Origin of the sequence: Klebsiella electrica, assembly GCF_006711645.1 — a bacterium.
GTDB classification, from domain to species: Bacteria; Pseudomonadota; Gammaproteobacteria; order Enterobacterales; family Enterobacteriaceae; genus Klebsiella; species Klebsiella electrica.
Genome location: NZ_CP041247.1, coordinates 2,011,897 through 2,024,140, shown reverse-complemented (window position 1 = coordinate 2,024,140; position 12,244 = coordinate 2,011,897). Strand labels below are relative to the sequence as shown.

Below are 12,244 nucleotides of genomic sequence, written 5' to 3'. Positions count from 1 at the left end.
CACGGTGGACCACAGCCCCTTTCGCTCCTTCTGCGGCATCTGGTTGAGACGAAACTCAAATACCGTGCAGCCACCATTAAAATAGTCCTTTCCGCCTTTACTGGCGATGGCCCTATGACGTTGCGGGTACAAAAACAATGCCACCGAGGATCGCGCATCGTCATTCTCTTCAGGCGTCGCCTGCAAAAGATAGCGTATTAACCGTTCGGCCAGAGTGTGTTGTAGGGGGGCGCGCAGGTTTGAACCGGGACCCAAAGCCGGGGGAATGGCTCCCCGGCCTGGGACGCGGCCCGATGCCGGGAAATAATTTGTCCAGCATCTCCCCTTTCAATACCACAGCATTGCGTATTTTATCGGGAGTGGTTCCTATCTCCGCTGCAAATTTCTGAAATTGTTTATTCTGTGAGGGTTGAATAAAGAGGTTTACCGATTTAAAGCGCTAATCGACGATAACGTCGATATTCCGCTTATCCAGCTTTTCCTGTCGTAGCCGTTAACACCAGAATGGTTGTAGCTCGTAGCACATTAACAAATAAAACAGACATAAAATCACCTTATCATATAATTTAGATAGCGACCGATAACGTTAAAACGTTTCCTGGCGTGGTGAGTATCAATGATTAAAATTTAATGACAGTTCATAATTTCTTATCCATTAGTTTGAATGTATATTTATTTTATTGTCGAAACAGGAGGTTAAAGAATTTTGTGTCCGACAACCCCATGGCTTAAATTTATGCCGCATGATATTGGTGGACTAATGATATGTAAAATATATAATTAGTTGTACGATGATATTTTTTTCATACCTGGAAGAGGTTACCTTGGAACTTCGCCATCTGAGATATTTCGTGGCTGTTGCAGAAGAAGAGCATATGACCCGTGCGGCTCAACGTCTCGGTATTCAGCAACCTCCCCTGAGTCAGCAAATACGTGACCTGGAAACTGAACTGGGTGTTGAATTGTTTGAGCGCGCACCGCGCCGGATCAAACTGAATACAGCCGGGGCAGTGTTTCTGGTCAAAGCACGCCAGTTGCTGGCACAGGCCGATGAAGCGGTGCTGCATGTCAGGAAAAGTGCGCGGGGAGAGCTTGGCCATATCGCCGTGGGTTACACAAGCTCAGCCGCAATGCATGAAGCGGTACCTGCACTGCTGAAAGCCTTCGGCACGCATTATCCCCTTATTACTCTGAGTGTCACTGAGAACAATACGCGAACATTGCTGGAAGCCGTCAGGGAGCAAAAACTGGACGCCGTATTCGTGCGTTCGACGGTCACGCGCTATCCCTCATTACTCTCGGTTTTGCTGGATGAAGAGCCCATGGTAGCGGCTTTTCCTGCGGATCATCCGATGGCGAGCGTGGCAGGACCAATGAGTATGGATATGCTCCGCGATCAGCCCTTTATACTGTACCGCCAGGCAGATGGGCCCGGCGTGCAGGACCGATTGCTGGCAGCGTGCCGGTCAGCCGGGTTTGAATTGAACGTGACTGAAGAAGTTCCTCGTCTGCTTTCAGCGGTGACCCTTGTTGCTGCCGGAAAAGGGGTCTCCTTGTTGCCCCAGACGCTGAAATGCATTCTGAACAGAGACGTGGTATACCGGCCGCTGGCTGGCGAGCACGCTTTTACCACACCTCTTACCCTTGCTTACCGTGAAACACCCTCAGATTCGCCACTCGGCCGACTGGTGAGCTTAGCCAGAGAGCGAGGACTCAAACCGCGCTGAAGAATGTCCGGGATTGAGCGGGTTCTTATTATGATACTTTTTTAGTATTAAAATAGAACTTTTAATATATTTTACAGCTCATCAATTCTCCTCTACCCTATTCCCGCCTCATACAACGAAGGAGGGGGAAATATGAATATCGACTTCCATTCAGAGCAAAATAAATACACTTATACAGGAAGGACGGCTCATGAAGACTGGACAAAAACCATTGTTCAGTTGATATCCCCTCAGGGCCTGAGGGTAGCTGACATTGGCTGTGGCGGAGGAATTTACTCCGCAGCCTGGGCAAACCTGGGGGCTGCGGAAGTGATCGGTATCGACTTCTCTGCGCAAATGGTAACAGCAGCAAACGAACACCGCCGCAACGGCCTTAATGTCTCTTTCCGGCAAGGCACGGCAGAGCATACCGGACTGACCCCGGAAAGCGTGGATATCGTTTTTGCGCGCGCGCTGATTCACCACCTCCCTGAACTGAACGGCTGCTTTTCTGAAGCGTTCCGGGTACTCACCCCCGGAGGTCACGTGATCATACAAGACCGGACGCCAGAGGATGTGCAGATCCCTGGCTCGAAGGATCACATCAGGGGTTACTTTTTTGCGCTTTTCCCTCGACTCACAGCAATGGAGATTCAGCGCAGGCCGCAAAAGCAACGGGTATGTGATGCTCTAAAAGCGGCAGGTTTTACCGGTATTATATCCGTGACCGTCTGGGAGACACGGCGAACCTATGAGCACTTCGAACAGTTGGCGCAGGATTTACGGATGCGTACAGGCCGATCCATTCTGCATTATCTGAACGATGATGAACTCGACCAGCTTATTCATCATATCGAACAACACATTGCAGGTTCCGGGCCGATCGTCGAAAAAGATCCGTGGACAATATGGTTTGCCAGCAAAGAAGCCTAATCGCCTGGCCACCAGGATAATTTCTGACAGACCCACAACGTGGTCTGTCAGCCGCCAGATGTGTAATTTCATACCAGTGCGCCACGGCGGGTTTCAGCACGAATACAGCTTTAGGCATGAGGATCCCGTTCGTTGATAGCATGAGAATGTGCGATGGTCTCTAAGAGAGAGACTTATTTTAATAAGGCACACACCATATAAATAATAAGGATATAATATTTATTTTACTCTCGTTATAAACGGTAAAACTCAACTCGGCATCAATATCTTTTTTTATTTAAAAAAACACAGGATGACACTATGATTTTTAATGGTATATATAACTAAAGCATGAAAAAACATGATAAAAAAAATGGTGTCAGCGCACTATCAGAAGATAATGTGTCAGAAGGGTTTTCTAAAAATGCTAAATACGAAATCCTCGCAATTCTGCGAGAGGAACTCAGAATCCAATCAAAAGTATACTTATACTGCAATGGAGAACGCTGGCAAACAACCCTAAAAAGACTTGACGGCTCCACCGGTTATCTCAACTTACCATTCTCGCCGTTTCTGTCATCGGCAAAGGCTGGCTATTACTTTATTATTTATAGCCCAACAGGCAAAATAGAGTTTACGACAAATAGTCTTTTTTTTGATAGCGCGGAGGGAATATACTTTTTTATTCCTGATACTATAATCGTAGTCCAGCGCAGAATACCTTATAGAATAAAGGTAGATTTTAATGCCGGATTCTATTGTTCTGGCCGCTACAAAAATGGTACGACTTATAAATACAAATTAAATGATATCTCTGCAGGGGGATGCTCTTTTATATCCCCTCAGCCATTATCTTCCTTTATCAAAGAAGGCAATAACTTAAGCAATGTTGAGTTGAATCTTGGCCCTTATGGAAAAATCATCACTCATTTAAAAATAAAAAACATCCTGCCGGTGAACGATTATGAAAAGCAGAATGAAGGAAATTTTAAGGTATCATGCATGTTTTTATTTAGCGACAAGAAATGTCAAAGTAAAACAGAAAACATCGTTTTCCAGTTACTCATTGAAAGCAAATTAAAAATGAAACGTTTTTTAATCTGACTGACTTTATTATATTGCAGGGGAGTATCGGATAAATATAGCCGGTAAGAACGGCCGTTGCTCTCCCCGCTGTAAACAGGGCCAGTCTAAACTAAAGTCTCCGGTCTTTTGGCCCAGGTTTGCACAGGATCATCCCAGTAAAGCACCAGCGCCTCTCTGTAAGCCATTCCCTGCTCCTGCGCCCAGCCAATAATTTGTTGAAAACCAACCGGCACCGTTTCGTTCCATGGCCCCCCAACGCGCACACAAACGATGCTCCTGGGAAGCGCATTTTCAAACCGTAAACTCATCACTCCTCCACACCATTATTGAAATAAACGTTCATAAACGCAGCAACCCGCCATCAACCACGTACTGGCTGCCCGTGACATAACTCGCATCATCAGATAACAAAAATAGCGCCACAGCGGCCGCTTCCTCCTGTACCCGTCTCCCGACCAAACCACGTTGTACTCGTCATGAAGATTAAAGTAAAACAATAAAAACTTATTGTAAAACGATAAATACCAGGCTAGCCTGCATCCACTTCAACCACCTTTGCCAGGAGAGGCATCGAATGAAAAGCAGTCTGCAACAGGGTGTTTTGTTCTCAGGGTTACTGATTTGTGCGCCGATACACAGCGCAGAGTTGTCCGGTTTTGCCGGGCTGGGCGTCAGCGCCCACCCTATTTATTCGGGTTCAAATCACACGGCAGTGGAACCACTGCTGAAAGCGGGCGTGAATCTTCATAGCGAAAACTGGGGGTTGTTCGGTCTGTCTACCGACGGGCTGATATGGGGACTGACGCCGGACTCGCCCTTCAGCGTGAGCTTGCTATTAACGAAAGATGAAGCGCGAAAAGAGGTGTTTAACTACACGTTTTCCGGCGGTAAAAACCGCGATCTGCAAGGGATGGGCAACCTGTCAGCCGCAGTGATGGCTGGAGCAGATCTGCGCTACCAACAACAAAACTGGACGTTGTGGTTGCGACTGTTAGCCGCCACTGAAAATCAGCGTTATGGCGACGAATCTCCCGGCAGAAGCGTAATCATCACCAGCGGCGTGGAAACAGTGCTCTGGCGCTGGCAGCGTGCCGCGCTCTCGGTCGGCGGTGACATAAGCTGGGCGAACAACGCCTACCAGCAGCGCCACTACGGCGTGACGACGCACCAGGCACAACGCACCGATTTTGAATTTTATTCCCCTTCATCAGGTTTCCAGCAAGGTGGTCTGTATGCCGAACTGGTGTGGCATTTCGATAAAAACCTGGCGGCGGGATTGACCAGTCGGGCGCAGTACCTGTTCGATAAAGCGGGGAGCAGCCCTCTGGTGGACAGCCGGATGCAGTACACCTTGTCATCACTGATCCAGTACACATTCTGAGGCCGCGCCATGAACAAATGTCACTTTCGCAGCCACCCGCGGTTGCTCGCTGCAGGCACGGTATTTATCTCACTGATTACCGCTGGTATTTACCTGCAACCCGGTTTCAGCACCCCGTCTCTTCGCCAGACGGGAGATGCCAGTATGGCGTCATTTTTAACGCCGTTATTGAAAGGATCGCGAGGCAGCGTCGCCGCCGCGCTAATCACACCACGCGGAGTTCAATACGCACTCTGGGACAGTGATTACAACAAGCAATATGAAATCGCCAGCCTGACCAAAACCATGACCAGCAGTTTACTCATGGAGGCATTTCGTCGGGGTGAAGCGACAGCGCAAACGCGCGTCGGCGAACTTATTCCTGAAATCAGCGGCCCGGCGCGAGAAATAACTCTTGAGCAACTGGCATCACATCGCTCTGGCCTGCCGCCGTTGGCCTCATCGCTGCGCCAGAAGATCCGGATAATCAGCCGGATAATCCTCCGTGAAAATTTCTGGGAGTATGACGAAAAAGCGGTTATCGAAATGGTGAATCATACCCGCTTAACCGCGCCCGACAGGTTTGATTACTCCAACACCGGCTACGCCTTGCTGGGCCTGGCGCTGTCGCGAGCAGCAAATCAGCCTTTTACTACGCTATTGCAAACACGGGTTTTTGCGCAGGCGAAAATGGCAAATACCGTTGTTGCCGAAGAGTTAACCCCCGACACATCCACGTTTCACCACGGTTGGGCGGTGTCCGGGTTTGCCGAAGCGCCATGGATACAGCGCGCGTTTACACCGGCTGCCGGCGTACGCTCGACTATCATCGACATGGCGCATTATGCGCAGACTTTATTGGCCGGCGGCCTTGCCGGTAGCGCGGCAATGCCGCCACGCTTTTCCACTGACGATGCAGATTCACGCGTGGGTTACGCCTGGTTTACCACCCGCATTCATGGGCGGGACATCACCTGGCACGATGGTGAATCCTCCGGTTTTACCTCCGCCATAGCGTTCGATCCGCAGCAGCAATCGGCAGTGGTGATCCTCTCAGATACGGCCTGGCCCGTTATTGGTCCGGCCATACGCCTGTTGTTAACGCAGACGCCGGCTAAAATGGAAGCGCATCATGAAATGGATTGATATGTTGTGGGCAATATTAACCTTTATCTCGGTCATTCTGTTTATTTGCGGCTCATGGGTTGCGCATTACAAAATACGGTTGTTGAACTACATCATGCTGGCTTTGATTGTCATTTATTGTGCCGAAATGATGCAGACAATCACGCATCTGACCATGACCGGTTACCTGTTCAGAATGTTGACATGGACCGTTCAGGCCTCATTTATCACCATAAGCGTTTATCGCGTATGGTCAGAACCCTGGTTAAGGCGCGGCCCGCGTGTGCTGGCGGGTGGCAAGATTGCCATTTCTCTGCTACTTATGTCATGCTTAAGCATGCTGATTTTAAAATAGAATCCTTAATTCAGGAAGGTCCAAAGTGAAAGGTGTACGAAATAAACTCAGTCTGGTGTTTATCTCAGGAATATTGCCGCTCTTTTTCATCCTCGCCTTAATTACCCCCCTGTGGTTATATTTTTCCGGTGAGTCGTTTTTTATTTCCAGCATGCTTAAATTTGCCGAACTGCAGCCAGAAAGTCAGCCAATGGCCACCGTATCACCGCTTCACTCGTTACTGCTATTGATTATTCTGTATGTTCCCGTTGGGTTGTTCGCTTTCGCTATCTGGCAGAGAATGCAAGTGATGCGCCTGGTGGGCAAACGGCAAATCCTCAGCCTGGCGCTGGCGCGTTGTGTGCGTAATATTGCGTTGATGATGCTAAGCCTTGGCATGGTCTTACCGGTGTGCCGCTTTTTAATACCGCTGGTCGTCTGGTCGCCGGAAAAATATTTCCAGGTCACCGTGATGATTGGCGATGTGATTCTGTTGCTCAGCGGCGGCTTGTTATTTGTGACGTTTCACGCCATGCTCGCGGGGATCAGAGCGGAAGAAGAAACCAGGGAGTTTATCTGACTATGGCTGTGGTGGTTCATCTGGACAAACTGTTGGTAGAGAAAAAAATGACGTCCAGATCGCTGGCGGCTTTTATCGGTATTACTGAGCAAAATCTCTCGCTGCTCAAGTCCGGCAAAGTAAAGGGGATCCGTTTCGATACGCTGGCCAAGATTTGCGAAGCCATGGAGTGTCAGCCCGGCGACATTATCTCCTGGGAACCCGACCCCGCGACACCCGATGGAGAGTAACGCACAGACAGGCGTTTTGCCGACAATAAAAAACCGGCAACACCGCTGCTGTCGGCTTTTTTATCTGCACAGAGGGTTAACTACGTTGGCGGCAAAGGGAGGGTGGATAACCACCGTCATCAAATGGCAATGCTCAATGCAAATTACGCGGTTTGCCCCGGCGATGTCCCAGGCAAAAAATCAGTAACCACTTTCCCCGTGCCTCTTAATGCCTCACTGCGCCCAGTCGGGCTTATTGAGGATATGGTCCTGCCAGTCGCGCACCGTCTCTTCTTTTACCGCAATATGGCGCACGGAGATGCGTTCGCCGTGCATCGCCGCTTTCGAGCCGCTAAGCAGCGGGTGCCAGTGCGGCAGAGGCTGCCCTTCCGCCAGCAGACGATAGGCGCAGGTCGGCGGCAACCATTCGAACGTCGGCAGATTGTCGCGCGTCAGTTTGATGCAGTCCGGTTCATACTCGAAACGTCGTTCATAGTTACGGCACTGGCAGGTTTTAATATTTAACTGACGACAGGCGACGTTGGTGAAATAGATCTCATCCGTATCCTCATCCATCAGCTTATGCAGGCAGCACTGTCCGCAGCCGTCGCACAGTGATTCCCACTCTGCATCGGTCATTTCATCGAGTGTTTTGTGTTGCCAGAAAGGTTGTTCGCTCATAGGGGATATCCGTCATTGCCATTCAGGGTGCACCTTATAACCAGTCTGGCACGCTGATGCAAGTTTTGCCGCCGGTAAAGGCGGCAAAAGGTCGTTACAGTACGCGGGTGGTGAGCGTCAGACCATTAAAGCCAACGTCCAGTTCATCGCCGCTGCCGAGCGGCCCGACGCCTTCTGGCGTGCCGGTCAGGATGATATCGCCGGCTTTGAGCGTAAAGAAGCGCGACATATAGGCAATCAGCGGGACGATTTTATGGATCATATCAGCCGTCGTTCCCTGCTGGCGAACGCTGCCGTTCACTTTCAGGCTCAGCGGGGTATTTTGCGGGTCGCCATGAAATTCCGCCGCCGGGATAAAACCGGATACCGGGCAGGAATTATCAAAGCCCTTGGCTTTTTCCCACGGCTGGCCGGCTTTTTTCATCTTGCCCTGCAGATCGCGCAGGGTAAGATCCAGCGCTACGCCGTAACCGGCGATCGCTTTCAGGACGTGTTCTTCCGTCGCCTGGCGCAGCGTACCGCCAATCAGCACCGCCAGTTCAACTTCATGATGCACCGAACCCAATCCTTCGGGGAGCACCAACGGCTGGCGGATATCGCATAGTGCCGTCTCAGGTTTAATAAACAGCACCGGTTCTTCCGGCATTGCACTGCCCATTTCCTTAATGTGGTTTGCATAATTGCTGCCCACGCAAACGACTTTACTTACCGGGTAATCCAGTAATGCTCCCTGCCAGTTATGATGTTGGTACATTATTTTCCCTCGGTGGGTTAATCAGATTTATTCCCCTGTTCCGCCAGGTGTTTCTTCAGTAGATTCTCAGTCGGAGGAGGAAGTTGAAGATAGTAGCCCTGATCAATCAGCGACTGTTTGACTTTTTCCAGATCGGCACCAGCAAGCTTCTTCTGTCCGTCGAGCGGTAAAAGCATGGTCATCTGCGGCGAACCGAAGCTGGCCATCAGTTCGCCAGGAACGCGTGAAAAATCGTCCCTTTTTTCGACATATAAATAGGTTTGTTCACGTTTAGTACTTCGATAGATCACACAAAACATAGTTTTACTCGGAATTAGACCCGTGGTCACTTGCCTCAATATATGAGTGACTATAACATGCCTTTTAGTCTTCGGAATATCACCGCACTTCGGCGGGTGATAAACAGCAAATTGAGTAAGGCCAGGATGTCAAATACGCCAATCGAACTTAAGGGCAGTAGCTTCACCTTATCTGTCGTTCATTTGCACGACGCAAATCCCGAGGTTATTCGTCAGGCGTTAGAAGACAAGATCGCCCAGGCTCCCGCTTTTTTACGTCATGCTCCGGTCGTTGTTAATATCAGCAACGTCGAAAACGATGTTGACTGGCACCCTATGCATGAAGCCATTGTCAGCACCGGTTTACGAATTATGGGCGTGAGCGGGTGTAAAATCCCGCGGCTCAAAACGGAAATAGACCGCACCGGGATTCCTTTACTGACGGAAGGGAAAGAAAAAATCCCCCGCCAGGCGCCGCCAGAGCCGGTTGCGCCGCCGCCAGTTGTTAATCCGGTCACAAAAACGCGTTTAATTGATCTGCCGGTACGTTCCGGTCAGCGCATTTATGCACCAAACTGTGATCTCATTGTTACAAATCATGTGAGTGCCGGTGCGGAACTTATTGCCGATGGTAACATCCATGTTTATGGCATGATGCGGGGACGCGCACTCGCGGGCGCAGGCGGCGACAGAGAAGCGCAAATATTTTGTTCACACCTCACGGCGGAACTGGTTTCCATCGCAGGGGAATACTGGCTGAGTGATAATATCCCGGCCGAATTTTATGGCAAAGCGGCCCGCCTGCGTCTGGGTGATACCGCTTTGACTATTCAACCGTTGAGTTAGTCCCTTTTTAACAAGGAATTTCTATGGCACGCATTATTGTTGTGACTTCGGGTAAAGGGGGCGTTGGCAAGACCACCTCCAGCGCGGCCATCGCTACCGGTTTGGCCCAGAAGGGAAAGAAAACTGTCGTTATCGACTTTGATATCGGTCTGCGTAACCTCGACCTGATTATGGGCTGCGAGCGTCGGGTGGTTTATGACTTCGTCAACGTGATTCAGGGCGATGCCACGCTGAATCAGGCGTTAATCAAGGATAAACGCACCGACAATCTCTATATCCTCCCCGCTTCCCAGACGCGTGATAAAGATGCGCTGACCCGCGAAGGTGTCGATAAAGTTCTCGAAGAACTGAAAAAGATGGACTTCGATTTTGTGGTCTGCGATTCCCCTGCGGGCATCGAAACCGGTGCGCTGATGGCGCTCTATTTTGCCGACGAAGCCATCATCACCACCAACCCGGAAGTCTCCTCCGTTCGTGACTCCGACCGTATCCTCGGTATCCTCGCCTCCAAATCCCGCCGCGCGGAAAATGGCGATGAGCCGATCAAAGAACACCTGCTGCTGACGCGCTACAACCCTGGTCGTGTGAACAAAGGCGACATGTTGAGCATGGAAGATGTTCTGGAAATCCTGCGCATCAATCTGGTCGGCGTTATCCCGGAAGATCAGTCCGTGCTGCGGGCGTCAAACCAGGGTGAGCCGGTTATCCTGGATGACGCGTCAGACGCAGGTAAGGCTTATGCCGATACGGTAGAACGTCTGCTCGGAGAAGAACGTCCTTTCCGCTTCATTGAAGAAGAGAAGAAAGGTTTCCTCAAACGCCTGTTCGGAGGATAAATTATGGCATTACTCGACTTTTTTCTCTCGCGGAAAAAGAACACGGCCAACATTGCGAAAGAGCGCCTGCAAATCATCGTCGCGGAGCGTCGTCGCGGCGACGCTGAACCGCATTATCTGCCGCAGTTACGCAAAGATATTCTGGAAGTGATTTGTAAGTATGTACAGATCGACCCGGAAATGGTCAGCGTTCAGCTGGAACAACGGGATGGCGATATTTCGATTCTGGAGTTGAACGTGACTTTGCCAGAAACGGAAGAGTCGAAACCCTGACCCAATTAGCCCGACCGCCTTGCGCGGTCGGATTGACGGGTATAGCAGCCCGGATGCTCTGTCCGGGCTTTTTGCTGCGGCTTAGCGCGGATATTCGCTTAACAGCGCCTGCAGACGATCGGCCATCAGGTCGCTTCGCCAGCCGGAAATCAGCTCAGGTCGTCCGTTTGCGCTTTTCAGCTGCCAGTGCCAGTTCAGCAGCTGGTTAATCTGCCGTCTTGATGCCAGCAGCTCTGCGCTCAGCCCCTTCTCGGTACTCACTTCCTGCACCAGCGCTTTAATCTCTTTAAAGACCTTGCGGTAGCCCGGCATATCAATCAGGTTTTGCAGCGGCTCCGGCAGCGCCTCTTCAGGCAGCGTCTGGGCTTTCGCCACCAGACTTATCAGCGTTTTACCGTGGAAGCGAATTTCGCTGCCGGACAGGCCGAGGCTATCCAGTTCACCGAGACTCCCCGGCATATAGCGCGCCACGTTCCACAGATGCTCTTCACGCACGACAAAATTGACCGCCATATCGCGATCGCGCGCCTTACGTAAACGCCACTCCGCCAGCAGCTGCAGACAGCCCAGTTGTCGGGTGCGCAGCTGCCAGGCGTTACCGATATCACGCCACGCCTGCGCCGGGTCCTGCACTTCCTGACGACGCTGCTGCATCAGATGACATTCGTCCAGCGCGGCCTCCAGCCAGCCAGCGGCCGCGGTTTCCGCCATCAGCTTGCTGGCGATCGGCAGCAGATACCAGACATCCGCCGCCGCATAGTCGCACTGACGCGGGGTCAGCGGGCGAGCCAGCCAGTCGGTGCGCGACTCGCTCTTATCCAGCGCAATGCCGGTATACTCTTCCACCATCGACGCAAATCCCCATGACATCGGGCGCCCGCAAAAAGCGGCCAGAATCTGGGTATCAATCAACGGCTGCGGCATCAGGTTAAAGGTGTTGAGGAATACTTCCAGATCTTCACTGCCAGCGTGCAGGTACTTGGTGACGTCTTTGTTCAGCAGCAGCTCACGCATCGGCGCCCAGTCGGTTATCTCCAGCGGGTCAATCAGCGAAACCTGTTCCCCGTCAAACAGCTGGAGCAGGCCCAGCTGCGGGTAGTAGGTGCGGGTGCGGACAAATTCTGTATCCAGCGCAATCGCGGGTGCGGCGCTTGCCGCTTCGCAGATGGCGCGAAGACCATCGTCGGTGGTGATCATCTGATAGTTCAAATCATGCTCTCTTAACTTGCGCCCATAAAAAACGCCGGCTTAGCCGGCGTCTGGC

General features: G+C 51.2%; 16 protein-coding genes and 1 pseudogene. 11 read left to right on the top strand and 6 right to left on the bottom strand.

Features of this window, described 5'->3' with window-relative positions:
* Window positions 1-791: 791 nt before the first annotated feature.
* The 3 genes from Electrica_RS09610 to Electrica_RS09600 all read left to right on the top strand — a co-directional run bounded on the left by Electrica_RS09610 (window position 792) and on the right by Electrica_RS09600 (window position 3,722).
* Window positions 792-1,727, top strand: coding sequence for a LysR family transcriptional regulator (locus Electrica_RS09610; protein ID WP_131047805.1), 936 nt, complete (start codon window positions 792-794; stop codon window positions 1,725-1,727).
* 132 nt (window positions 1,728-1,859) lie between these two features.
* On the top strand, window positions 1,860-2,639 hold the full coding sequence (locus tag Electrica_RS09605) for a class I SAM-dependent methyltransferase (protein WP_131047804.1): 780 nt from the start codon (window positions 1,860-1,862) through the stop codon (window positions 2,637-2,639).
* A 330-nt stretch (window positions 2,640-2,969) separates the two neighbouring features.
* Window positions 2,970-3,722 (top strand): flagellar brake protein, encoded by a 753-nt coding sequence (locus Electrica_RS09600; RefSeq protein WP_228267405.1) that lies wholly within the window; start codon window positions 2,970-2,972, stop codon window positions 3,720-3,722.
* An 86-nt stretch (window positions 3,723-3,808) separates the two neighbouring features.
* Here the strand turns inward: Electrica_RS09600 and Electrica_RS09595 are convergent, their stop codons facing one another.
* Both Electrica_RS09595 and Electrica_RS09590 read right to left on the bottom strand, forming a co-directional pair.
* Complete coding sequence (locus Electrica_RS09595; RefSeq protein WP_202395489.1) at window positions 3,809-4,012, bottom strand: hypothetical protein; 204 nt, start codon at window positions 4,010-4,012, stop codon at window positions 3,809-3,811.
* 31 nt (window positions 4,013-4,043) lie between these two features.
* Window positions 4,044-4,142 (bottom strand): annotated as a pseudogene (locus Electrica_RS09590) (SDR family oxidoreductase); the annotation flags it as partial.
* 136 nt (window positions 4,143-4,278) lie between these two features.
* Between Electrica_RS09590 and Electrica_RS09585 the strand changes: the two are divergent.
* The 5 genes from Electrica_RS09585 to Electrica_RS09565 are packed head-to-tail and all read left to right on the top strand — an operon-like array spanning window position 4,279 to window position 7,333.
* Window positions 4,279-5,085, top strand: a complete 807-nt coding sequence (locus Electrica_RS09585; RefSeq protein WP_141964357.1) for a MipA/OmpV family protein — start codon at window positions 4,279-4,281, stop codon at window positions 5,083-5,085.
* A gap of 9 nt (window positions 5,086-5,094) precedes the next feature.
* Window positions 5,095-6,210 carry a serine hydrolase domain-containing protein gene (locus Electrica_RS09580; RefSeq protein ID WP_141964356.1) on the top strand — a complete coding sequence of 372 codons (1,116 nt, stop codon included), beginning with the start codon at window positions 5,095-5,097 and terminating at the stop codon, window positions 6,208-6,210.
* The gene (locus tag Electrica_RS09575) at window positions 6,197-6,544 is read left to right on the top strand and encodes a hypothetical protein (protein WP_141964355.1); all 348 of its coding nucleotides are present in this window, start codon (window positions 6,197-6,199) and stop codon (window positions 6,542-6,544) included. The genes Electrica_RS09580 and Electrica_RS09575 overlap by 14 nt, the downstream gene beginning before the upstream one ends.
* Before the next feature lie 25 nt (window positions 6,545-6,569).
* Window positions 6,570-7,103, top strand: coding sequence for a DUF2975 domain-containing protein (locus Electrica_RS09570; RefSeq protein WP_141964354.1), 534 nt, complete (start codon window positions 6,570-6,572; stop codon window positions 7,101-7,103).
* 2 nt (window positions 7,104-7,105) lie between these two features.
* Window positions 7,106-7,333: a helix-turn-helix domain-containing protein gene (locus Electrica_RS09565; RefSeq protein WP_100682354.1), complete on the top strand. Its 228-nt coding sequence runs from the start codon at window positions 7,106-7,108 to the stop codon at window positions 7,331-7,333.
* 213 nt (window positions 7,334-7,546) lie between these two features.
* On the opposite strand, the gene Electrica_RS09560 is transcribed toward Electrica_RS09565, so the two are convergent.
* The 3 genes from Electrica_RS09560 to Electrica_RS09550 all read right to left on the bottom strand — a co-directional run bounded on the left by Electrica_RS09560 (window position 7,547) and on the right by Electrica_RS09550 (window position 9,046).
* Window positions 7,547-7,993: a YcgN family cysteine cluster protein gene (locus tag Electrica_RS09560; RefSeq protein WP_100682353.1), complete on the bottom strand. Its 447-nt coding sequence runs from the start codon at window positions 7,991-7,993 to the stop codon at window positions 7,547-7,549.
* 94 nt (window positions 7,994-8,087) lie between these two features.
* Window positions 8,088-8,747 (bottom strand): fumarylacetoacetate hydrolase family protein, encoded by a 660-nt coding sequence (locus Electrica_RS09555; protein ID WP_131047797.1) that lies wholly within the window; start codon window positions 8,745-8,747, stop codon window positions 8,088-8,090.
* Between the two features lie 17 nt (window positions 8,748-8,764).
* Window positions 8,765-9,046, bottom strand: coding sequence for a YcgL domain-containing protein (locus tag Electrica_RS09550; protein WP_131047796.1), 282 nt, complete (start codon window positions 9,044-9,046; stop codon window positions 8,765-8,767).
* 126 nt (window positions 9,047-9,172) lie between these two features.
* Here Electrica_RS09550 and minC point away from each other — a divergent pair, with 126 nt between their 5' ends.
* The 3 genes from minC to minE are packed head-to-tail and all read left to right on the top strand — an operon-like array spanning window position 9,173 to window position 10,980.
* Complete coding sequence (minC, locus tag Electrica_RS09545) at window positions 9,173-9,871, top strand: septum site-determining protein MinC (RefSeq protein WP_100682350.1); 699 nt, start codon at window positions 9,173-9,175, stop codon at window positions 9,869-9,871.
* A gap of 23 nt (window positions 9,872-9,894) precedes the next feature.
* Window positions 9,895-10,707, top strand: coding sequence for a septum site-determining protein MinD (gene minD / locus Electrica_RS09540; protein WP_100682349.1), 813 nt, complete (start codon window positions 9,895-9,897; stop codon window positions 10,705-10,707).
* Window positions 10,708-10,710: 3 nt separating this feature from the next.
* Complete coding sequence (gene minE, locus Electrica_RS09535; protein WP_004103270.1) at window positions 10,711-10,980, top strand: cell division topological specificity factor MinE; 270 nt, start codon at window positions 10,711-10,713, stop codon at window positions 10,978-10,980.
* Between the two features lie 81 nt (window positions 10,981-11,061).
* Here minE and rnd read toward each other — a convergent pair whose 3' ends face one another.
* Window positions 11,062-12,177: a ribonuclease D gene (rnd, locus tag Electrica_RS09530; protein ID WP_160704866.1), complete on the bottom strand. Its 1,116-nt coding sequence runs from the start codon at window positions 12,175-12,177 to the stop codon at window positions 11,062-11,064.
* Between the last annotated feature and the right edge of the window lie 67 nt (window positions 12,178-12,244).